Origin of the sequence: Kitasatospora sp. NPDC088779, assembly GCF_040685395.1 — a bacterium.
Taxonomy (GTDB): domain Bacteria; phylum Actinomycetota; class Actinomycetes; order Streptomycetales; family Streptomycetaceae; genus Kitasatospora.
This window is the reverse complement of record NZ_JBFBHW010000083.1, coordinates 1-21,148: the sequence shown is the minus strand read 5'-3', so window position 1 is coordinate 21,148 and position 21,148 is coordinate 1. Positions and strand designations below refer to the sequence as shown.

Here is a 21,148-nt window from a genome sequence, read left to right as displayed (position 1 = left end):
CCATCCGCATATCGCATGCGAGACGGTCTACACCGACAGGTGACCGTCCGTCAGTAAAACGGCAGATCCGTCACCCCAAAGAGCAAATGTCAGTAGCAGGCTCAGACCAGCACGACCATCAGCGCGGACAGCCACAGGCATAGCCAGTGCTGGCTCTGATCGACTGCGTACCGGCCCTGGTCGGTCTTCGCCCACTCGGGGCTACGGGTGACGTCCATGAGTGCCCGGATTGGCCACCGTCGATCCCAGAATCCATGTGAGATCACCGAGAAGCCAACCCCGACCGCGCAGCCGGCGAGGGACACCGGCAGGTGAAGCGCGACCACCGCGACGGCGAGCATCACCACCATCACGGCGTGATAGGTCACCAGGTGTCCGAACATGGCCCGCCAGGACTGCGCGGTGGTGGTCTTGCCGCCCGCCTCGGGGCGGCCCTTGTGCGCTGCCTGGTGGTCAGTCTGCGCGGTGTGATCACCCCACATATGGGCGACTAGGAGCGTCAGCAGGATGGCGGCGAACGTGGCTGCGGTGCTGGACATAGGCCCCCTCGGGATGGGCTGGGCTGGTCGGAACCAGGGTGGCTGAGACGTCCGGAGATTAGGGGGCCGCCGACCCCTTAACCGCGTGACCCCCATCACCCCGTGCCCATGCTGCTGCCGCCTGTCCGTGCTGACGGACCGTTCCGCATTTCTGCGGGTTCCTTGACCTCCCCGGCCTGGTCGGCCTTCAGCGATCCCCCCAATCAGTCGGAGGTACCTCATGCCGCGACGACCCCGTCCCCCTTGCTCCGTTCCCGGGTGCCCCGAGCTGACCGATCGTGGTGGCCGTTGTGCTGTTCACGAGCGCGAGGCCGAGCAGCAGCATCGACGTGATGACCCAGGTACCTCGCCATGTGCTCATCCCGCGCGCCTACCAGCGGCTCGGCTCCAAGCGGCCCGTGCGCCGGTGGCGGCTGTTGGACGCAATCGGCGACCTGGCGGCCCTGTTGGAGCTGATCTACTCGACGGACCAGGTCGTCGTGCGGATCGGCGGCGTCCGACCCGAGGAGCAGTCTGTCGGCGCCGAGTGCACCGGTGCGCCGACCACGATGTCCTCCCAGCCGGACTGCTCGCCGTCGCCCTGCAGGACCTGCGGCTGGAACCCGGGGACCGGTTCCTGGAGGTCGGTGCCTGCACCGGATACCTGTGCGCGCTCGCGGCTTGGCTGACCGGCCGTCAGGTGACGGGCGTGGAAATCGACTGGTCGCTGGTGCGCGAAACCGGGCCCCGCCTCGCGCAGGCCGGAGCTGACGTGTGGCTCCCGGCCCGTGACGCGGAACGCGGTCTGCCCGACGGCACCTGGGACAAGATCACCGCCTCGTTCGCCGTCCCGTCCATCCCGGCGAGCTGGCTGCACCGCCTCGCGCCGGGCGGACGGCTGCGCACGACCATCAACGGCGGAGCACCGGGTTGGCACGCCACCGCGCTGGTGCAACGGGGCATCGCCGGGGCCCTGACCGGCACTCTCACCGCCGAGCTGTGGGGACACGTGCCCTCGCGCCGCGTCGGCTGGCTCCCGGTGCCGTCGCCGCCCGACGGCCCGGGCCGCACCCGCTGCGCCGTCCTCCCTCCGCCCGCGCACACACAGCGCGGCTTCTGGGTGGCGGTGGGCCATCTGCTGCCCGGGGTGCGGCGCTACTGGGATCCGGCCGGCAGCGGCGAGGTGGTCCTCGTCGGGGCTGACGGCTCGCGGGCGGTTATCGCACCGGACGGTGCCACGGCCAGCGAATGGGGCCGTGCAGCCTGTGGGCGCTCGCCGAACGGGTCCACGACCGCTGGGCTGGCGCCGGTCGGCCGACGGTCTACCAACTGGAGCTGACCGACGGCCAGCAGCGGGTGAGCGGCGGTCCGGGCTGAGCTGGGAACTGCCGATGCCCTGAGCCCCCGTGGACCACGACCGGCCAACTCCTCGACGATGCATCGGAGTGCAGATGACCGACCGCACCACCGTCCCCGCCCCGCGCGCCGCGCTGCCCGCGCCGCCGGCCGCCGCGTCCGCGCCCTCCGGTTCGAACTCCCCGACGCCTCCGGCGCCCCCACCGACCCGGCCGCCGGCCGATTCGTCCTGGACCGCCCCCATCACCGTCATCTGGGAGTAGCCCCGTGCACCCGATCGGACCCATAGCCAGGCGGTTCCCCCTGGTCGCCCGCGTCCGGCCCGCGTGCCTGCCCCTCAAAGCCCGTGTCGGCCGGCTCCAGCAGCTGGCCGACACAGCCTCCCGGCAGACCGACCCGGGCCTGACCTCCACGGTGTTCAACCAAGCGGCCCTCATCGCCTCCGACGTCGGCCTCTCCGACTACGCCCGCGAGCTGTGCCACCGCCACACCGCCCTCTACCTCACCCGCGGCCCACTCCCGGCAATGAGCGCCATCCGCGGCCTCGAACCCCTCGTCAACCTCGCCCGCCTCAACATCCGAGCGGGCCAACACCAGCAAGGCCACCAGCTCCTGCTCGACCTCTACCAGGCCATCACCAGCGCCACTGAGACGGTCCTGGACGGCATCACCGTCCCCGCCCAGCTCACCGAGACCGACGAGCAGCGTGCCGAAGTCCGGGCGTGGCTGTGGCGCGTGGTCATCGCGGACGGCACCCGCGCCCTCACCTGCACCGGACGCTGGAGCGACGCCCTTCGTCACCTCGAAGAGCACCGGGGTGTCGGGCTGCGCATGCTCGACGGCCGCCCGACCGCCGTCCTCGCCGCGGCCACCACGGGAGATCTCCCCCGCGCCCTCGCACTCCTGCGCGGCACCGAGCCAGGAAACCCCTGGGAGAACACCGTCACCGCAGTGCTCACTGCCCTGTGCTGCCCTGGCGACCAACACGCCGCCAAAGCGGCGATCGACCGCTGGCTCGCGCTCGCCGCGGGCGACGGCCTGGCCGTGTTTACCACCCGCCTCGGCCTAACCGCCTTCGACACCACCGGCCCGGACACCCCTGCCACGTGGAAGGTCGCGCGGCAACTGACCAGCCAAACGAGCGAATGCGGCGACGGCTACGCAGCCCGTGACGTCCTCGCCCACCCGGCCGTCGCCGCCACCATGCCCCCGCCGAACGGCACCAGCTCACCGGGACCGTGACCGCCTGCGGCCTGGACCAGGGCGAGCTACCGGCCGACCTGCAAAGCGACTTCGCCACCGCCCTCGACCGCGCCGCTCGGCGCTCACCCGCAGTCTGGCCGCCAGCCGATAGGGAACGCATGGACTACAGCACTTGGCCCCGAGTTGTCGTCGTGGACGTGGAGGGCAACGGCGCCCAGCCGCCGGACCTGGTGGAGCTGGCCGCCGTCCCGGTGGTGAACGGCAGCCCGGTGTCCGCCTCCGTGCGCTCCACCCTGGTCCGCCCGCCCCGGCCGATCAGCCCGATGGCCGCGCGGGTTCACGACATCACGAGCCAGGCCGTCGCCTCCGCGCCGTCTTGGCCGCAGATCGGCGAGCGGGTGCGCGCCGATCTGGAGGGCGCGTGGATCGCCGCACACAACACCCACGTGGACTACGGCGTCTTGTCCCGGCACCTGCCGGGGTGGCAGCCGGCCGGGGTGCTGGACACCCTGCGCCTGGCGCGCGCGACCTACCCGCAGGCCGCCGGGTACGGCCTGGACGCGCTGATCGAGCTGTGCGGCATCGACCTGTCGGCCGTCCCCGGGAAGCACCACCGAGCCGCCTTCGACGCCCACGCAGCCGCCCTGCTGCTGATCCACCTCGCCGGGCACCACGCCACCTTTACCGCTCTGCTGGCCGCTGCCGTCCCGCGTGGCCTGCCCGGCCACCCCCAGCCGCAGGAGGACCCGACCTTGTGGTGAGCGGCCCGGCCCGAATCGAAAACGTGGTCTTCGTGGTCTTCGACCCGGGCTCGCCGAGAACCGCCGGGAACCTCCCGGCGCTTGGATGCGAAATCGAACAGGGAGCAGGATCAACCCCCATGGAAGAGCTGCTGCAAGTCGCCAACTTGGTTGCTAATAAGCTGAATTCGCGCTTCAAGGACGATCCCGAAAAGCTCCGGATGCTGCAAGGACTCAAGGTCCAGGAGGAGGCCGGCGAACTCGCCCAGGCCATCATCGGAGCCTTGGGCCTCAACCCGAACAAAGGCCACTCCCACACCTGGGACCACGTGCGCGCCGAGGCGTGCGACACCGCCCTCACCGCCCTCGTCACGCTCTGCATGCTCGGCGGCGACCCCGAATGGTTCCTCACCGAGCACCTGCGCACCATCCGCACCAAGGCCGAGGGCTGGGAGGCAACCGCTTGAGCACCACGCAGCAGCTCGACCCCACGGCCGAAGACGAGGCCGAGATCATGGAGTACCGCCCGCCCGAGAGCGACGCCGAACTCATCTCCGGCCGCAAGGCCAGCGTGCTGGCCACCGCCCGCGCCCTGCCCCGCCTGGTCCTCCTCGCGCTGCGCCTTGGCCGCCAGGCCGACCCGGGCTCCCTCACGATCATGCTGGTGTGCGCGGTCGTCGCCTCGACGGCGAGCGCCTTCGGCCTGCTGGCCACCACCGGCATGATCACCCACTTGCTGGCCAGCACCGGTTCGATCAGCCAGCGCCTCTCCGACTCCCTGCCCTCGATCATCGTGCTGGCCGCGATGGCCGCCACCCGCTCGCTGCTGGACATCGTCGGCGGCTGGGTGTCCGACCGGCTCGGCCCCAAGATCAACCGCCTGGCCGAGATGGAGCTGATCGAGGCCGCGACGCGCGCCGAACTGTCCGCCTACGACGACCCGAAGTTCCACGCCGCCTGGGACGCCGGGGACCCGGCGTGCGAGCGGGCCGTACCGTCCCGCTCGCCGTACTCCGCCAGCACCCCGGCGTCCGCGATCCCCAACTGCTCGGCCAGGTACTCCGCCACCTCCGTCGGCACCTGCCGCGGGTCCGGCATGAACCGCCCCAGGAACCGCACCGTCATCGCCAAGGCCCTCGGCTACCACGACAAGACCGCTACCCGGCTCGTCACCCAAGCTGGCGGCACACGGAGCCACACACGGTGACAAGACTTCCGTCCCCCCGAGGAATACGGGCCGTACGTGTCGAGGGTGACCACGTCTGACTTGTCGCGGGCTCCAACAATCAGGCCCACCAGCCAGCAGACGAAGCCGAGGAGGCCGCCGAGCACCGCGGCCCCCAGCGCAGCGTTCCCCAGGCGGTTGCCGCCGACGAGCTTCAGCGACCCCAGCTCCAGGACCGGGTCGGGGAAGGTGAGGGCGGCGAGGACCCCGCCGATCCCGAAGCCCGCGTACCATCCGATCTTCCCCGCAGCCAGCGAGTAGGCCACCGCGATCCCGCCCTGTTTGTTGGCGACCGTCACGGACTCCCCCGGCGGGACCTGCTCCCAGGGTTTCGTCTTCCGCTCGGGAGGGCGGGACGGTAGGGTCAGCAGCTTCCGCGCCGCGTCCACGGTGGGGCGCCGGGCCGGGTCCTTCTCCAGGAGGGCGAGGAGCAGCGGGCCAGCGCTCCCGCCCGCTCCATCGGCCTCGGCTCCTCCGTCAGCGCGGCGGTGGGGTTCTCCGGGCGGAACGGCAGGACTCCCTCCAGCGCCTCGTACAGCGTCACGCCCAGTGAGAAGAGGTCGGCGCGGCCGTCGCTCTCGGCTCCCTGCCAGCGTTCCGGTGCCATGTAGCCGGGCGAGCCGATGACGAGGGTGGTAGGGGTGAGCCGGGGGTCGGTCTGCGCGACGGCGATACCGAAGTCGGCGAGCAGGACCGAACCGTCCGCGGCGAGCAGCACGTTGGGTGGCTTGACGTCACGGTGCACGACGCCGGCCCGGTGCTCGGCGTCCAGCGCGCCGAGCAGCGCCTCGGCCACCCGGGCCGCCCGCTCCGGGTCCAGCGGGCCGTCGCACTTCAACTCCTCGGCGAGGGAGTGCCCGTCGACCCACTGCATGACGATCCAGGGGACGCGCCACGGGCCTTCGTCGACCTCGACGACGTCGTACACGGTGACGATGTGCGGGTGGTCGCGCAGCCGGGCGGCGTGCCGGGCCTCGCGGGCGGCGCGGACCAGCAGCTCCGCGCGCGCCTCGTCGGGCAACGCCCCGTCGAGGCGCACCTGTTTGACCGCGACGTCCACCCCGAGCACCGGATCGTGCGCCTGCCAGACCTGGCCGAAGCCGCCGGCACCGAGCGGGCGGGTCAAGGTGTAGCGTCCGCCGATCACCGCGCCGGGCCGCGCCTCCGCTGCCATCGCTCTCCCAACTCCGGTCCCTTGCCGCAGATTACCGTGGTGCGGCGGGGAACAGGATAGGGACGCTCTCCTTGTCGGGGGCGGCTTCCACAGGATCACTACGCGGCACCGTCACGCGACGGAGGCGATCCGGTTGGCCGGTTCGCACGGGCACTCTCGGTGGCAGCTGAAGGGCCGTCGGTCACGCAGCGGCGGTTGAATTCTTCCACCAGGCCGTTGGGTCGAAAGCGCTCCGCAGGGTCGGCCCGAACGGCATAGTTCAGCTGTGACCATGACTTCGGGCCAGCTGGACCTGCCTGCCCGGCGCCGACGACACGCGGGGTTGATCCTCGCCTTGATGAGCTTCCCCCGGTGCGCGGGACCGGCTCCCGCGGATGTGTAGGGCCGCATTCGGAATGTCCCTTTCCGGTGCATCGACCTGGGCATCTTCCCGGCGTCTCATTCGGGGGCCACCGCATTTTGTCTCACGATCTTGTCCCTTATCGCACCCCCGCAGCGCGGGCCCGGCGATCTCACCACCCTCGCCGGCAACCGGGACATCATCGCGGTCGCGGAGACCGGAAGAATCGGCGGCATCACCGACATCCCCGGCACCGCACCCGCGCTGGTCCGCACCCGCGACGCAGCAGGCGCCTTCACCGCCGTCGTCGACACTCTCAACCCACCACGCTGAGCGACGGCCGGCTCCTGCGCGGGTGCGAGGGTGAGACGAATGATGCCCGGGCCCGTCGGCCGTTGCGATCCGGAAGGGCGGACCCGGGCGTTGCACATCAGCGTGCCCGACGGTCAGGGACGTGTGATTTCGATGGCGAGCAAGTTGCGCAGGCTGCCGTCACCAGCGTCGGCCTGCGAGGCGTAGAGCATCTGCACGCTCACGACCAACGGCACGCCGGGGTCGATGGTGTGGGAGTCGTCGTTCGGAGACTCGATGATCACCTGGCCGTCGAGGCCGTCCTTGACGATCTGGTACCACTGGGTCTGCGTGGGGTTGACGCGGGTGCCTTCGGGGACGGAGAAGGAGATCTCCCAGGCCACCACCCGGTGGTCGTTGGCAGCCAGGGTGAGGTCGGTGCTGACGACGCGCCCCTTCGCGTCCTCGGGCCAGGACTGGTCCCAGTCCCCGACCTTTTCCTCAACGATGCTGACCCGAGGCAGTTCGACGTCGGTGTCGACCGAGCCGGACTGCTGCGCGGCGGTGTTCGCGCGGGTCCGCGACATGAGGCGAGCCGTCGTGGTCATCAGGCCCTCGACGCGCCGACCGATGGTGGCGCTCAGTGTGATCACCGCCTTGCTGCCCCGGGGCAGACTCAGCGGCAGGTGGAGGCCCCCGGTGACCTGGCCGACGCCGCACTGGGCGCCGTTCTCCCCGCGACAGCTCACCTGCGCTGTTTCTCGCATCGCGGCGGGTACCAGGCCCTCCACCCAGGCGTCGGGAGCGTCGTTGGGGCCCAGGTTCTGAACCTCGATGGTGTAGGAGGCCCGGCCTCCCGCCTTCACGGTCTGCGGGCCGCTCATCGTCAGGGGCATGTTGGCGGGCAGCGCCACGGAGAGGTTGCGGATCCGGTGCGCGGCGGTGGCATCACCGGTCCCCGCTGCAAAGCCGAGCTTGAATGTCGCGGGCATCGCGATCTGACCGGGCCGGCCCGCGAGGTCGAAGCCGTCGATCAGCAGTGAGCCGTTCGGGTCGGACCTGCTGGAACGGCGCACGGTCAGACGGCCTGCGATGACGGACACCTGGATGTGCGCGCCCTCTTCCCAGGTGGCACGGAACCCGCCGGGCACCTCGACGCCCGTGAGCCAGGGGAACCCGTCCAACAGGTTGCCGGAGCCGCGTACGGCCACCGTGTTCGGTCGCGGGCACGGTCCGCCGGGCCCGGCGGACGGCGAGGAGAAGGTCCCGTAGTTGTCGAACCCGATGCCGACGTAGCCCGCCGTGACCCCCGGGATGCTCGCGCCCTCGATGATGCACGAGTAGCCAAGGCCACCGCCGCGAGCGCCGGGCTCGGTCGTCTGCACACCGTCGATCAGGTAGACGGAGAAGCCGTCGCCGAAGCCCAAGGGGCCGCCGCCCCCGCAGGAGTAGTCGAAGTCGATGGTCACCCCCAGCGTGGAGGAGAACGGCTGATCGAGGAAGGCCGTCCCCGCCTCGCCTGGCTGATCGGGGGTGAGTTCCAGGCCCCCGTTGATCCTGGCACTGCCCAGCAGCTTCCAGTTCGGGTTGTCGGGGGCGGACTGGAACGACTCGGTGATCGGGAACTGCGCTGTCTGCGCGGCAGTTGGCGTCTGCTCGGACATGAAGGCTCCTCCTGGGCCGGCCCTGCACCACATGCTCCGGTCCGTGGAACCGCACGGACCGCAGAGACCATGACGGTCCCGGGACGACCCTCCCCACCCCGCAAGGTCCGCACACATGGAATCTTACAGAATGTTAATTTCTGGTCACGCATAGCTACGTTCCTCGGGTGACGCGGCACGCGGGCACGAACGTTCGCAGCCCACCCCGAGACGCACTCCCCGGTCGCGGCCAACTACCTCGACTCGGTGCCGCCGAGCGGGATCTCGGCGGTGGTCTCCCAGGTGTCAGCGTCACAGAACTCGGCTCTGGCGCTGATCTTGTGATCGGGCCAAGCCGCAGGCCCCACTGATCCGTCTCGCCCGCGTCTTCGTATCTTTGGTGCCATGGCGAATGAAGCAGAGCCGGCACCGCACACCAATCGGTGGGGCAGCACAGCGAATTCGGTCCCGGGCAGCAGCGAGTCCTATCGGGACGTCTGCACGTGCTTCGACCAGGGCCGGGTGAGCAACCGGCGACGGGTGCGCTTCCACCGTGAGCGTCAGGACACATCTTCGCCGGCCTGGCAGCACCTCCTGGCGCTGATCGAGGAAGCCGCCGCCGACGGGCGGGAGGTGTTTCGGCCGTTGGTGGAGATGAGTCCCCGAGAGCGGCGCCAGATCGTCACCCTGCCGCCCAGCATCGCGAAGCTCACCGCCGTCAAGCAGTTCATCCTCTACGGCAGCAACCTGGTTCGGATCCCTCCGGAGATCGGCGCCATGAGCAGCCTGCAGGAGTTCACCCCGTACACCTCCTACCGGCTGCACTGGTTCCCGTACGAGCTGACCAGGTGCCCGAGCCTGAAACGCAGCACTGTGAGCACACGCGCTCTGTACGGCAACGAGAAGTTCCGCCCACCGTTCCCCCCGCTCCAGCCCGGCGGCGTGGAGACCGCAGACCTCAGCCTCGACGACGTCGACCCCGCAGAATGGGGTACTACGGCACTCCGCAGGTGCAGCGTGTGTGACCGGTCGCTGGAAGGAGCCAAGATCCACCAGGCATGGATCTCGCTGCGAGTTGCCACCGACGTCTTGCCGCTCCTGGTAAATGCCTGCTCCGCAGCCTGCCTACAGGTGATTCCCAAGCCTCCCGAGGGCTACGTCCAGACCCCGCACACGGGCGGCCCCGGACTTGCCCAACCCCTCGCTGACTACGCCTGACTTCCCATCATGCCAACGAGCCGCGGCTCAGCTGCCGGATGCCGGCCCAGGTCGGCATCCGGGCCATCACAAGATCAGCGCTGACCTTGTGACGTAGTCGCGTCAGGGCGTCAGGAGTATGCGCTTGCGGAGGAAGTCGAGGTTGGCTCGTCCGAATCCTTGCCTTTTGAGGAGTTTCGCCCGTGTGACCTGTCCTTCGACCTGTCCGGAGCTCCACGGGGTGGAGAGCCCGGCCGTGACGGCGTCGACGTCGCGGCGCAGTCCACTGACGAGGGAGTGCAGGGCGGGCAGGTCGTCGGCGAGGACACGTTCCATCCAGGCGGGCAACTGGTCGCCCCGCAGGTCTTGCATCATGGCGGCGAAGTCGCGGACGTGGTGGGTGACCGCGTTGAGTTCGGGGCAGCCGGCCTGGATCTCCTTGAGGTCGACGGCATCATCGGCTGTCAGATTTGCGGGGTCGGTCATGATCCAGCGGACAATGCGGCGGGGCCGTGGAGCCGGGCGGGGCACGGGTGGTGCGGCGGTGGAGGCCTTGAAGGGACGGAGGTAGCGGCGGACGGTCTGGATGCTACCGGCGAAGCCCATGGTGACGATCTCCTGGTGGAGCTCGGCCGTGTCGTGACAGCCCTCGTTCCACCGCTGGTGGAGGTAGGGCTTGTACTCGTCCAGGATGGTGGAGCGGTTCGTCGCTTTGACCAGCAGTTCGTCGATGCTGGTGGCGCGGGCGAAGCGGCGCACGGTGGACCGGTCCAGCCGCAGTGTCCGGCAGATGTTCTCCAGCGTGCTGCCGCCCTCCAGGAGCTGTCGCACAGCGGTGTAGCGTTCCCTGGTCCGAGTCACCAGGCGGCGTTCGCGTCCGCAGACGTCGAGCATCCCGGCAGCCGGTTCCGGCGGCGGTGGCGTCAGCCAGATGTCGTCGCTTGTTGGCGGGGCTACCCGTACGGTGTTCTCGTACGCGGTCCGAGCGCAGGCGTGGTGGGCAGAGATGGTCTTTTCCACGGCCTCGCCGAGGTTGTGCCACAAATGCCAGGCGTCGGCGACCTGCACCGCTTGCGGGGCTCCGCTGCGGGCGCCCTCGGCATAAGCCCCGGCCCGGTCCCGGCAAATGATCTCCACTTCCGGGTGGCCCTTCAGCCATGCGGCCAGCGGTTCGGCATCCCGGCCTGGCAGTACGTCCACCGGGCGCCGTCTCTCCAGGTCCACCAGGATCGTGGCGTACGAGTCGCCCTTCCGCAGGGCGAAGTCGTCGACACCGAGCACGCGGATCTGCCCGACGGGTTCTTCCGGCGTGGCACGGACCAGGCGTAACAGGGTGTCCTTGGCGACGCGCAGGCCCAGCACCCCGGCAAGGCGGGCACCCGCGCGGCCGGCCAGCGCGAGAGCTATCGAGGTCAACTGCTCACGCATCAGTGGCGTGTAGCGGGCATGCGGGCTCGTCAGCCCCGCAATCTGCTCGGCGAACGTCACCACCCGACACGCCGGGTTCGAGCACTTGAACCGCCGCACCAGCAGCTCGATCACCACCCTGGCGCCACCGGCCGCCGCGTCCAGGAGCCGCCGCATGTACCGGCCGTGCACGCGGTCCGACGCACTACCGCAGTGCGGACAGTCCGCACCCGCCGAGCGGGCCCGCGCATGCATCGTGACCACCCCGGCCGCAGCCCGCTCGACCAACTCCACCACGACACCAGCCAGATGAGGCAACAACACCTCAAAACTCCGCGAAGAACACGCGAGCCATAATCACAGCTGCCACTGACACCGGCAGCGTCACAAGATCAGCGCCAGAGCCCAGAACTCCCCGTCCTCACGGTCAGGCAAATCCCCATGGGGACGCTGATCGCGAGAGGGGCGTAACTCTCTCCGGCGGCCCGGCTCACTCGAGCAGGCCGACGACCGAGTGCCCGTTTGGCCGCACGGATCGCCGCCGGGCACCCCAAGCCAGTCGGCTGCGCGCGCTGTCCCGTTCGGCGTTATTCGGTGAAGCGGTTCCAGCGTGCGATGTTCATCGGAAGGGGCAGTGGGTGGTGCCGGTCGGTGTCGGTGTCGGACAGTCGGAGTTCGTCGGTCGGAGAGGTGTCGCTGGTGTAGCGGGGGGAGGTGGCGGTCCACATGGTGACGCCGGCGATGAGGTGGCCGAGGGCTTCGAGGTAGGTGCGCAGTTGGGGGCTGGCGCCCGGGTGGAGGGTGTCGCGGAGTTTGAGGAAGGTGTCCAGGGTGCGGTTGCGCAGGGCGTTGGCCGTGTCGACGGCTTCCTGGAGGGTGAGGTGGGGGGTCTTCGTTCTGCAGGACGCGGATGAGGCTGCAGTCGTATTCGCCGCGTTCCGTCTCCTTGTGGCGGGAGAGGAGTTCGTTGTCGAGCAGGGCGATGGTCACGGCGGTCTGGGTGGCGGCGATTGCGGCGGGTGAGTCGATCTCGTGGGCGGGGATGTCGACGCCGGTGGCGATTTCGACCATGGCGGCCACGGCGGCGCCGGCGCCGGAGGCGTATCGGAAGGCGAGGTACTCGTCGAGGGACGGGAGGGTGGCGGTCCGCTGGAGGGAGGCTTCGTGGACCACGCCCAGTGCGTAGCTGCGGAATCCGTCGATGGCGCGGCGCAGGGCTGAGGGTTGGGCGATGGTGTGCAGGTCTTGGGCGATGTCGGCCCAGGCGCGGACCCAGAGGTCGTCGTCGGGCGTGTGGGCGTCGGGTGTCTCCATGACCTGGACGAGGCGGGTGACGCGGCGGATGGTCTGGTGGAGGTTGTCCTCGGAGGTGCCGGCGCGGTCGCTTTCGTCGTCCAGGGCGAAGCCCCAGGCCATGTAGCGGGCCAGGGTGCGGGCGGTGAGGCCGGTGGCGCAGGGGGTAGTGGCGGCGGTGCCGTAGGCGCCGACGGTGCCCATCAGGGCGGCGTGCTCGGCGTCGGGGCACACCAGGGGCATGTTGGCGGGCAGCGCCACGGAGAGGTTGCGGATCCGGTGCGCGGCGGTGGCATCACCGGTCCCCGCTGCAAAGCCGAGCTTGAATGTCGCGGGCATCGCGATCTGACCGGGCCGGCCCGCGAGGTCGAAGTCGTCGATCAGCAGTGAGCCGTTCGGGTCGGACCTGCTGGAACGGCGCACGGTCAGACGGCCTGCGATGACGGACACCTGGATGTGCGCGCCCTCTTCCCAGGTGGCACGGAACCCGCCGGGCACCTCGACGCCCGTGAGCCAGGAGAACCCGTCCAACAGGTTGCCGGAGCCGCGTACGGCACGAAACCAGAGCTACCGGAGCCCACCCACCGCTGTCCGGCGAATGGCTCCGACATCACTCACAAGTTCAGTAGTTGACCAGGGCAGGGACACCTCGCGATCCACCGGTGACACCGAGCCGTAACTGGTACGGCCAGTGATCGTTAGGCGCAATATGAAGAATCCCAAGCGCGCACTCGCCGCAATCGGCACAGCCGGGGCGGCCGTGATCCTCTGTGGCGTGTCCACCAGCACGGCGCAAGCCGCCAGCACACCTCCGGCACATGCCAGTAGGACCGTCCACGGCGACTCGGTGGGATGGCCGACTGTTGGCGCGACTTTGGGCAAGGGCGGCCCGTTTATTCTGGAAGACTGGGAGCTCTTGGATGAGCTTGGACACTTCGCGCGGGAGCGGTTTCCTGGGCCCATGTTGCCGTAACGCGCCGCCGTCAGAACGCCGCGCCCTCGTACCCCATGTCCCGCCGGGTCTTCGCCCGGTGGCACCCCTTGCACAGCAACTGCACGTTGTCCGCCGTGTCCGTGCCGCCCTGGGAGATCGGGATGATGTGGTCCACCTCACAGGGCGGACGCCAGGTAGTTGACGGTGCAGCCCGCGCAGGTGCCGAAGCCGGCGGCACGGAGGGTCCGCCGGACGGTCCGGGCCGCGTCATGGCCTAGGGCGGCAGCACGCCGACGGGCGGACCGGGCACTCTGGTTCACGTAGATCCCGTGGTGCTTGGAGCACCGGCCACGGCGCACGGCTCGGGCCGGGCAGTCGAGGCACGCTCGCCTCACTCCGCACCACCCCCGGTGATCGCCTGCGTGGCCCGCTTCGGATCGCCCTTCACGAAGGTGAGGACGTACTGGTGGACGCGGCCAACCTTCCGGCTCGCCCGCCACTGGTTCGGCAGCCGCATCGGCGCCGTGCCCAGGCTGTTGAGGAGGATCGAGTCGTTGTAGAACCGGGCACCGGCTGCCTCGTGCGCGGCGATGGTCAGGGGAACGAGGCCACGGAGCCGGCCGGTACTGCCCCGGACCTCGCCAACGACCCACGTGCTGAACCGGTCGTCGGCCAGCACCCGGACGGACTCACGGACGACCGCGGAGTAGGCATCCGCGAAGTCGGACCAGGTCATGTTCGACAGGTGGGCTCCGGTAGCTCTGGTTTCGTGAGGTACGCGCAGGGCGGCGGGCTGACCGACGCCGAGAGGGCCGCGCGGGAGCGGATCCGGCTGCGGGCCGTGGAACGCTTCGAGGGCGGGGAGAAGAACCGGGAGATCGCTGCCGCGCTGCGCGTGAGCGAGCGATCGGTGGAGCGGTGGCGCCGGGCGTGGCGCGAGCGTGGAGAGGTCGGTGTCCAGTCGAAGGGATCACCGGGCCGCCCGAGGCTCGGTCCGGCCCAGATCGCCAGGCTGGAGCGGGAGTTGGAGCGCGGTCCGCTGGCCCACGGGTGGGCGGACCAGCGGTGGACGCTCGCGCGGATCAAGACGCTGATCGGCCGGCTGTTCCACGTCTCCTACACGGTCGAGGGCACGTGGCAGCTGCTCAAGCGGCACGGTTGGTCGTGGCAGCAGCCCGCCCGCCGGGCGATCGAGCGCGACGACGCGGCGGTCGAGGTGTGGAAGAAGGAGACCTGGCCGCGGGTAAGAGCGCCGCGGCGGCCCTCGGAGCCGATCGTCTTCGAGGACGAAGCCGGGCAGTCGATGACGCCGCCGCGCGCCAGAACCTGGGGCAGGATCGGCCGGACACCGGTCGTCAGGGTGCGGGGCAGGGGCTCCGGTCGGGTGTCGATGGCGGGCATGGCCTGCTACAAACCCGGCGAGCGGTCACGGCTGATCTACCGCATCCGCGAGTACCGGGGCCGCAAGGACGAGCAGAAGGGCTTCGGCTGGCGCGACTTCCGGGACCTGATCGTCCGCGCCCAAATCCAGCTCGGCGGCCCGATCGTGCTGGTCTGGGACAACGTCCGCCTCCACCTGACCAAGCCGCTGCGGGAGTTCATCGCCGCGAACGCCGACTGGCTCACCGTCTTCCAACTGCCCACCTACCCAGCGGACCTCAACCCGCAAGAGGGCGTCTGGTCGCTGGTCAAACGCGACATCGGCAACCTCGCGGCGGCCGACCTCGGCCAGATCACCCGAGCCGTGAAGCGCCGGCTCAAGCAGATCCAGCACCACCCCAACCTGGTCGACGGCTGCCTCGCCGGCACCGGCCTGATCATGGACGGCTGACCGACATTACGAATTCAAGTTCAGTAGCGGGTGAACACCCCGTTCTTCACCCGGCCCATGATCGAGAAGGGCGCAAACATTGATGGCACGTGGCAGCCACCGGTATACGGGCCGCGCGAGTACAGAAAGCCCGAGCGCGAAGGCATCTTTGAGGTAGCGGCCGACCGCTTCCGCCAGGGCGTTTCAGCGGGTCCGGGCCGACGAGCAGGTCCTCGTCGAAGAGCCAGCCGCGGCGGTAGCCGGCGAGGAAGCGCAGGTTCGCCAGCTCAGCTTCCGGCGGCTCGCACCACACCTCGAAGTCCCAGCCGCGCGCGAGGACCACCTCGCGTGCCCAGCCCAGCGCGAAGGCCACCTTCGGCAGGGTGAGCAGGTGCCGGGGCTTGACGTCGACGACCAGCGGCACGTTGCTCTCGCGCAGCACGAGGTAGTCCGGGACATGGCGACGCCGCCGATCGTCCACCGTGGTGGACAGAAGGAACGGCTGGGCGAAGACGGCCCTCACGTCTTGATCGAAGTCGGCGTAGAGCAGGCGCGTCAGCTCAAGTCGCGACTCGTATACGACGTGGGCACCCATGGTGGCGGACCAGTACGTGCCCGAGTAGTGCTTCTGGCCGTAGTGCCAGCGGAACGTCCGCCACGGCACCGAGGGCTCGAAGACACCGACCCCCGTCGTCGGCCAGGGACGGTCCTCGTCGATCTTCCCGTCCGTACGGCGAAGGCTCATTGAGACTTCGCCAACCACACGCGGCATGGCTCACCCCCGAACTGCAAGAACGGAGGAGGAAGCCCCCGGCCCTGACCAGCTGAGATCGTGATGCAGAAGCTGGACTGCATCCGGCGGTCAGGTCGATACCCCGGCTCGGCCTGGGTGGCTGAGCCGGGGCACCGGCTGTCTGTCAGGTCCCGAGGTATTCGAGGAGCCAGCTGATGGGCAGGTTGTCCGCCCAGTCTGCGGCGTCCTTCTTCATGCGGCCGATGACGACCTTCTGGGTACCAGGGGGGAGCTTCTCGGCGAGGCGGTTGCCACCGTCGGGGACGTTGCGGGTCTGCACGCCGCTCCAGGTGCCGTTCGTGTAGATGCTCACGCCGAGCTTGGTGTCCGCCCAGGCGCAACCGAAGCTGAGCCACGTGTCGCCCCACGGACCGGCGTTGGGCGGCGGCACGGTCAGGATGATGGTGTGCTTGTAGTGGATGAGGGCGCCGGTCTCGGTGAACGCGAAGCCGTGCGGGATCTCTTCGGTCTGGAAGCTGTTGGCCACAAGTACTCCTTGCTTGGAGGGGCGCAGCACTTCACACCGTACGGACACGAAGGACAACCATGTTGCTTCCCGAAGTCAAACCACCGGTTTGAGCGGACATGAAGCACAACCCGTGGTAGCTCACGCTGCGCTCGCACACCTCCCACCCTGGTCAGCCGGGTCAGCGCCGCTACTGGCGAACAGTCAGAGAGAAGTTGTCCCGTCGCGTTGAGCCTGTCTGTGGATCTTGTGGTGAGCTGCGGGGTCGCCAGGTGGGTTGAGAAAGCTCGACGCGGGATTCTCACTGCGCCTGGCTTCCGCGGAATCCGGGGGCGGTCGGCTCGTCGCTGCCGGGCGGGGTGTCGTGACGTTGGGAGGTCAGGTGCGGAGCAGGTCGGTCGAGACCACCCAGAGGCGCTCGGCGAGAGCGGGATCGAGCGCCCATTCCTTGACGCCGTGCGGGTGTTGCGCGAGGTCGGCGTCGTTCGGCACGGTGTAGGCCTCCTGCGAGTCATCGAGGTAGTGGCCTCCGGAGTGGGCGAACTGCGGAGCCACGGCCGCGACCATGGTGGTGGCGGCTCCCTGCTGGATCGTCTTGTACGTGAAGACGCCGGCGGCCTCGGCCGCATCGAGCGACTGCTTCTGCTCCGTGGTGAAGTTCCGCTGCAGACCCGTCGCCACCCCGCCCGGGTTCACTGCATTGGCGACGATGCCATCGGACGCCCACAGGCGGGTCGCCTCGACAGCGAACAAGGAGTTCGCCGTTTTCGACTGGGCGTAGGCAACCTGCGGGTCGTAGCTGCGCCGCTCGAAGTGGGGGTCGTCGAAGTCGATGCCAGAACGCATGTGCGCCGTCGAACTGACCGAGACGATCCGTGCCCCGTTGCGCTCGGACGCTCCGAGGGCCAGGGCGTGGTGCAGGCCGATGGCGAGTGCGAGGTGACCCAGATGGTTCGTCGCGAACTGCAACTCCCGGCCCTCGCGGGTTCGTTCGAGGCTACCGGTGACCACGCCGGCGTTGTTGACCAGCAGGTGGAGCGGGCCGCTCCACGCGTCGGCGAACGACGTGACGGTGGCCTTGTCGGCGAGGTCCAGGTGGACGACTCGGGGGCGGATCTCTCCGGTCGAGCTCTCGATCGTTCCGGCGACGGCAACACCCACAGCCGTGTTTCGCACGGCGAGCGTCACCTGGGCCCCGGCTGCGGTTAACGCGCGAGCCGTCTCGATGCCGATCCCGGAGGAGGCTCCCGTCACGATCGCGCGGATGCCGGTGAGGTCAACGCCCTGCATCACATCGTCCGCCGTGCTGGACGCGGTGAAGGACGTGGAGAGGGGTTCGCGAGCCGTCATAGCAGCGAGGCTATACACACTGAACTGAACTTGTATAGCTGGATCCCCCGCTCCTATGCTCGCCCCATGAGCAGTCCCGAGGCCGGCCCCCTGTCGTCGCCAACCACCGATACCGACCGTCGGACCACGGTTCTGGACTCCGCTCTGGCCACGTTCGCTCGATTCGGCTACCGGAAGACCTCGATGGAGGAAGTGGCGCGGGCTGCGCGCATCTCCCGCCCCGGGCTCTACTTTCTCTTCTCCTCGAAGGAGGCTCTGTTTCGCGCTGCGGCGACCCAGGCTCTGGAAGGCGACATCGCAGTGGTCGAACACGTCCTGGCCGATGTCGACCGTCCTCTTCCGGAGCGCCTCGTCGAAGCCTTCGACCAATGGGCGGGCCGCTACGTCGGCCCGCTGGCGCGCGATGTCGCAGTCGTCATCGAGGACAACCCCGACCTCCTCGGAGGGATCACACAGACGGCTCCACGACGTTTCGAGGAACTGATCATGAATGCGATCGCCATCGAGTCAGGACAAGAGAAGGCCACTGCCGTTGCACAGACGATGATCAGCGCATCGATCGGGCTCAAGTACCAGGCCACGACGCGGGAGTTCTACCTCGAACGCCTGAAGGTCGCCATCGAACTCCTGGTGCACTGAGGAAACGCGGTGTGCCGCTCGTGCCCAGAGCCGGTACCTCCGGCCCTTACGTACATGCCGCGAGCAACCGTGGCAGTAACGATGGGAACGCGGCCTACGTAGCGAGAGCAAGCCGCCTGCACGAGGGCGAAAGGTGTCCCGTCGCATGAGGTCTTGCAGAGATAGGGCCGTTGACCTGCGGGGTGACAGGTTGGAGTGGGATTCGTGACAGGTCTGGCAGGTCGTCGCGGCTGTCGGCTCACGGGTTCCGGGGACGCGTCTCGTCGATCATGGCGGAGTCGGTGTGCCCTGAGCTGGGGTGCGTCAGGATGCTGAGACACCTGCCTCCACAGTTCTCATTGAAGGTGGCAGTTTCCTGGTTGCCTCGCCGAGGCAGGGCTTGGCCGCAGTCGGAGGAATTCGTTCGCAGTCCGAGGTGATCGCTTCTAATCAGGCGCGCTTGGGCCAGATCGGGCCCTGGTCGGTCCAGATGACGCCCTTGTTGCGGCACAGGCAGAAGGGGTGGCCGATCGGGTCGGTGTAGATCTGCCAGCCGTAGCCGTTGGGGCCGATGAAGTCCTGCCTTAGCGTCGCGCCGAGGTCGAGGACGCGGCGCTGCTCGGACTCGATCTCGTCCACTTCGAAGTCGAGGTGGAACTGCTTGGGGTGCTCGCTGTCGGGCCACTGCGGAGCGCGGTAGTCGTCCACCCGGATGAATGCCAGCTCGATCTCGCCGAACTGGATGCCAGCCCAGTCCTCGGAGCTGCCTTCCTTGATCGGACGGCCCGTCACCTCGGAGTAGAAAGCCGCCAGCTTCATCGTGTCCGGGCAGTCGATAATGAAATCGGTGAGTCGCAGCATCCCACGATCTTGACACAAGCTCACACCCGACTTCGAGACAGGCCCTAAGCAGCTCCGCTGAGGTCGGCCGCCCTGCCCCTGCCGCTCCGCGGCTCCCCCTGATCGTCCACACTGAGACGATGCCCACTGGGTTGAGACAAGCCACCTGAACCGAGACAAGAGCCACCCCAACCCGGGACACCGTCTCACTCAAACCTGTCCTGGCCCCGTGCACCGCACGACCAGCCCGCAGATCAGTGCGACAAGCCCCGTTTCGCTGAGACTGGACAAAAGTGTCCGGTCTCGGTGAACCTGGCGGATTCGCGCCGAACCTGGCGCGCGGGGCGCGATCCGATCAGAGGGGTAAAAGGGGACGGCGCCGGGCCCTGGGCCCGGCGCCGTGGTCATCCCGCCGGGGGGTGACCACGGCGGGAACGGGGGTCGTGCGGTTCAGGCGGGCTGGATGCGCCAGTTCTGGGCGTCGGTGCCGTTGCACTCCCAGATCTGGACGTTCGCGCCGTCGCTGGTGCTGGCGCCGTGCACGTCCAGGGCCTTGCCGCTGTGGCGGCTGCTGACGACGAAGACGCCGTCGCCTGCGGGGGTCAGCCACCAGCGCTGGGTGTAGAAGCCGCTGTAGTCCCAGACCTGGACGTTGGTGCCGTTGGCGACCTTGCGTCCGCTGACGTCCAGGATCTTCCCGCCGGCCTCGCTGGTGATCTCGTACTCGCCGGTGAAGACCTCGTCGGCGGTGACGGGCGTCAGGCGCCACCGCTGGCCGGTGCCGCCGTGCGCCGTGTTCTGGCCGACGTTCGCGCCGGCCTTGCCCTCCGGGCCGAGCAGGTCCAGGGCCTTGCCGCTGCCCACGTTGGTCAGGGTGTACACGCCGCCCGGCAGCGGCTGGACCACGTTCTTGTCGTTCGTCATGTGGTCGACGCGGAACCGGACCGAGCAGGTCTCGTTGTCCATGTTCGTGAGCGTGTGACCGCCGTTACCGACGGCACTGACGTTGCGCACCGCACCGGTGGTCGTCCGGCGCAGGTCCCCCTCCGAGCTCGCGCGCCGGATGAACTCGCCGAACCCCTCCCCGTCGTACTTCGAGCACACCACCACCGTCAGGGCGCACTGGTTGACCACCGAGGAGGTGATGTCGGTGAAGTCGTAGCCCCGCAGGTCGGCGACCGGCTGGTCCGAGACCAGGACCCGGCCGGACTTGTCGTCGTTGTACCAGTGGTTCTCGTACAGGGCGTACCAGCCCTGCGGGCACGCATCCTCGCCCTTGCCCTCGAACACTCGAACCGCCATGCCGTCCTCCCAGGTTCCCGGCGCACCGTCGGACCGCCCCCACCGGCCGGCCCCCGCACGCCGCGCACCAACCTATCGATCTTGACCGAGTACGCGCAGGGATTCCGTTCCACGAGGCACAGGAGACGGCCCCGCACCCGCCAGGACCGCGCCGGCAGGATGCGCCCGGCGCCCCCGCTGTCCCGTCTCATTGAGTACGTCATCGCAGATGCCTTCTGGCCTGCGGACTGTCAGGTCAGAGTGAGACTCACCATGCTGGTGCCGAGTCTTGAGGTGTTGGGTCTGTTCCGGAGGGCTCGGGTGTCTCATCGATCACGGCAGGCGTGTGTGCTCTGATCTGTGGCTTGTCAGCTCTGCCGAGACGTTGGAGGCACGATTCTCGTGGAATCTGACAGTTTCCGGGTCTGTGTCGGGCGTCAGGTTGGACTCATTCGCCAGGTTCATGTGGGGTCATGTCGTACTCGTCGACATCGAGGACGGCTCCGGTAGTGGTCAGGAAGTCCAGCACGTCGCGGTCCAGGTGCCAGCCGAACAGGTTGGGGCCTTCCGGAGTCCCCTGCTGGAGGGGCTGCTGTTCCTGGTCGGTGTCGTTGAAGTAGCGCACGACCTCTAGGACTGCGCCGCCGTGTTCTTGTTCCTCGGCGGCCA

At 69.0% G+C, this 21,148-nt stretch carries 24 protein-coding genes and 1 pseudogene; 10 read left to right on the top strand and 15 right to left on the bottom strand.

The window, feature by feature from the left end; genetic code table 11:
• Positions 1–101: 101 nt before the first annotated feature.
• The gene (locus AB0P03_RS39280; RefSeq protein ID WP_363633503.1) at positions 102–539 is read right to left on the bottom strand and encodes a DUF3307 domain-containing protein; all 438 of its coding nucleotides are present in this window, start codon (positions 537–539) and stop codon (positions 102–104) included.
• Between the two features lie 332 nt (positions 540–871).
• On the opposite strand from AB0P03_RS39280, the gene AB0P03_RS39275 reads away from it, so the two are divergent.
• The 6 genes from AB0P03_RS39275 (at position 872) to AB0P03_RS39250 (ending at position 4,284) form a co-directional block, all read left to right on the top strand.
• Positions 872–1,207, top strand: a complete 336-nt coding sequence (locus AB0P03_RS39275; protein ID WP_363633510.1) for a hypothetical protein — start codon at positions 872–874, stop codon at positions 1,205–1,207.
• Positions 1,105–1,857, top strand: coding sequence for a hypothetical protein (locus AB0P03_RS39270; protein ID WP_363633508.1), 753 nt, complete (start codon positions 1,105–1,107; stop codon positions 1,855–1,857). Before AB0P03_RS39275 ends, AB0P03_RS39270 begins: the two co-directional genes overlap by 103 nt.
• A 112-nt stretch (positions 1,858–1,969) precedes the next feature.
• The gene (locus AB0P03_RS39265; protein ID WP_363633502.1) at positions 1,970–2,137 is read left to right on the top strand and encodes a hypothetical protein; all 168 of its coding nucleotides are present in this window, start codon (positions 1,970–1,972) and stop codon (positions 2,135–2,137) included.
• Between the two features lie 4 nt (positions 2,138–2,141).
• Complete coding sequence (locus tag AB0P03_RS39260; protein ID WP_363633500.1) at positions 2,142–3,116, top strand: hypothetical protein; 975 nt, start codon at positions 2,142–2,144, stop codon at positions 3,114–3,116.
• Between the two features lie 119 nt (positions 3,117–3,235).
• On the top strand, positions 3,236–3,838 hold the full coding sequence (locus AB0P03_RS39255) for a 3'-5' exonuclease (protein WP_363633498.1): 603 nt from the start codon (positions 3,236–3,238) through the stop codon (positions 3,836–3,838).
• A gap of 119 nt (positions 3,839–3,957) precedes the next feature.
• Positions 3,958–4,284, top strand: coding sequence for a MazG-like family protein (locus AB0P03_RS39250; RefSeq protein WP_363633496.1), 327 nt, complete (start codon positions 3,958–3,960; stop codon positions 4,282–4,284).
• Between the two features lie 463 nt (positions 4,285–4,747).
• Here AB0P03_RS39250 and AB0P03_RS39245 read toward each other — a convergent pair whose 3' ends face one another.
• From AB0P03_RS39245 to AB0P03_RS39235, 3 genes are all read right to left on the bottom strand, one after another.
• On the bottom strand, positions 4,748–4,915 hold the full coding sequence (locus AB0P03_RS39245; protein ID WP_363633506.1) for a hypothetical protein: 168 nt from the start codon (positions 4,913–4,915) through the stop codon (positions 4,748–4,750).
• Between the two features lie 42 nt (positions 4,916–4,957).
• Positions 4,958–5,341: a hypothetical protein gene (locus tag AB0P03_RS39240; RefSeq protein ID WP_363633494.1), complete on the bottom strand. Its 384-nt coding sequence runs from the start codon at positions 5,339–5,341 to the stop codon at positions 4,958–4,960.
• A gap of 65 nt (positions 5,342–5,406) precedes the next feature.
• Entirely contained in the window at positions 5,407–6,216 is an 810-nt protein-coding gene (locus tag AB0P03_RS39235) for a serine/threonine-protein kinase (protein ID WP_363633492.1), read from the bottom strand.
• 472 nt (positions 6,217–6,688) lie between these two features.
• Between AB0P03_RS39235 and AB0P03_RS39230 the strand changes: the two genes are divergently transcribed.
• Complete coding sequence (locus tag AB0P03_RS39230) at positions 6,689–6,889, top strand: hypothetical protein (RefSeq protein WP_363633490.1); 201 nt, start codon at positions 6,689–6,691, stop codon at positions 6,887–6,889.
• 113 nt (positions 6,890–7,002) lie between these two features.
• Here the strand turns inward: AB0P03_RS39230 and AB0P03_RS39225 are convergent, their stop codons facing one another.
• On the bottom strand, positions 7,003–8,511 hold the full coding sequence (locus tag AB0P03_RS39225; protein WP_363633488.1) for a hypothetical protein: 1,509 nt from the start codon (positions 8,509–8,511) through the stop codon (positions 7,003–7,005).
• Positions 8,512–8,895: 384 nt separating this feature from the next.
• Here AB0P03_RS39225 and AB0P03_RS39220 point away from each other — a divergent pair, with 384 nt between their 5' ends.
• Entirely contained in the window at positions 8,896–9,708 is an 813-nt protein-coding gene (locus tag AB0P03_RS39220; RefSeq protein WP_363633487.1) for a leucine-rich repeat domain-containing protein, read from the top strand.
• Positions 9,709–9,810: 102 nt separating this feature from the next.
• Here the strand turns inward: AB0P03_RS39220 and AB0P03_RS39215 are convergent, their stop codons facing one another.
• The 4 genes from AB0P03_RS39215 to AB0P03_RS39200 all read right to left on the bottom strand — a co-directional run bounded on the left by AB0P03_RS39215 (position 9,811) and on the right by AB0P03_RS39200 (position 14,057).
• Positions 9,811–11,388 carry an ISL3 family transposase gene (locus tag AB0P03_RS39215; RefSeq protein ID WP_363633505.1) on the bottom strand — a complete coding sequence of 526 codons (1,578 nt, stop codon included), beginning with the start codon at positions 11,386–11,388 and terminating at the stop codon, positions 9,811–9,813.
• A gap of 90 nt (positions 11,389–11,478) precedes the next feature.
• Complete coding sequence (locus AB0P03_RS39210) at positions 11,479–12,918, bottom strand: hypothetical protein (protein ID WP_363633485.1); 1,440 nt, start codon at positions 12,916–12,918, stop codon at positions 11,479–11,481.
• 452 nt (positions 12,919–13,370) lie between these two features.
• A complete protein-coding gene (locus tag AB0P03_RS39205) occupies positions 13,371–13,496 on the bottom strand; it encodes an HNH endonuclease signature motif containing protein (protein ID WP_363633484.1) in 126 nt (41 codons plus the stop codon).
• A gap of 216 nt (positions 13,497–13,712) precedes the next feature.
• Positions 13,713–14,057: a hypothetical protein gene (locus tag AB0P03_RS39200; protein ID WP_363633482.1), complete on the bottom strand. Its 345-nt coding sequence runs from the start codon at positions 14,055–14,057 to the stop codon at positions 13,713–13,715.
• A 33-nt stretch (positions 14,058–14,090) separates the two neighbouring features.
• Here AB0P03_RS39200 and AB0P03_RS39195 point away from each other — a divergent pair, with 33 nt between their 5' ends.
• Positions 14,091–15,152 carry an IS630 family transposase gene (locus AB0P03_RS39195; RefSeq protein WP_363633481.1) on the top strand — a complete coding sequence of 354 codons (1,062 nt, stop codon included), beginning with the start codon at positions 14,091–14,093 and terminating at the stop codon, positions 15,150–15,152.
• A 46-nt stretch (positions 15,153–15,198) separates the two neighbouring features.
• On the opposite strand, the gene AB0P03_RS39190 is transcribed toward AB0P03_RS39195, so the two are convergent.
• From AB0P03_RS39190 to AB0P03_RS39180, 3 genes are all read right to left on the bottom strand, one after another.
• Positions 15,199–15,876: a TnsA-like heteromeric transposase endonuclease subunit gene (locus tag AB0P03_RS39190; RefSeq protein WP_363633479.1), complete on the bottom strand. Its 678-nt coding sequence runs from the start codon at positions 15,874–15,876 to the stop codon at positions 15,199–15,201.
• Positions 15,877–16,048: 172 nt separating this feature from the next.
• Positions 16,049–16,411 (bottom strand): hypothetical protein, encoded by a 363-nt coding sequence (locus AB0P03_RS39185; protein WP_363633477.1) that lies wholly within the window; start codon positions 16,409–16,411, stop codon positions 16,049–16,051.
• Between the two features lie 357 nt (positions 16,412–16,768).
• Complete coding sequence (locus AB0P03_RS39180; RefSeq protein WP_363633475.1) at positions 16,769–17,740, bottom strand: SDR family NAD(P)-dependent oxidoreductase; 972 nt, start codon at positions 17,738–17,740, stop codon at positions 16,769–16,771.
• Between the two features lie 66 nt (positions 17,741–17,806).
• Here AB0P03_RS39180 and AB0P03_RS39175 point away from each other — a divergent pair, with 66 nt between their 5' ends.
• A complete protein-coding gene (locus AB0P03_RS39175) occupies positions 17,807–18,379 on the top strand; it encodes a TetR/AcrR family transcriptional regulator (RefSeq protein WP_363633473.1) in 573 nt (190 codons plus the stop codon).
• 429 nt (positions 18,380–18,808) lie between these two features.
• Here AB0P03_RS39175 and AB0P03_RS39170 read toward each other — a convergent pair whose 3' ends face one another.
• The 3 genes and pseudogenes from AB0P03_RS39170 to AB0P03_RS39160 form a co-directional block, all read right to left on the bottom strand.
• Positions 18,809–19,219, bottom strand: a complete 411-nt coding sequence (locus AB0P03_RS39170; protein WP_363633471.1) for a VOC family protein — start codon at positions 19,217–19,219, stop codon at positions 18,809–18,811.
• A 429-nt stretch (positions 19,220–19,648) separates the two neighbouring features.
• A complete protein-coding gene (locus AB0P03_RS39165) occupies positions 19,649–20,500 on the bottom strand; it encodes an RICIN domain-containing protein (protein WP_363633469.1) in 852 nt (283 codons plus the stop codon).
• Between the two features lie 427 nt (positions 20,501–20,927).
• Positions 20,928–21,148: pseudogene (locus AB0P03_RS39160) on the bottom strand (hypothetical protein); the annotation flags it as partial.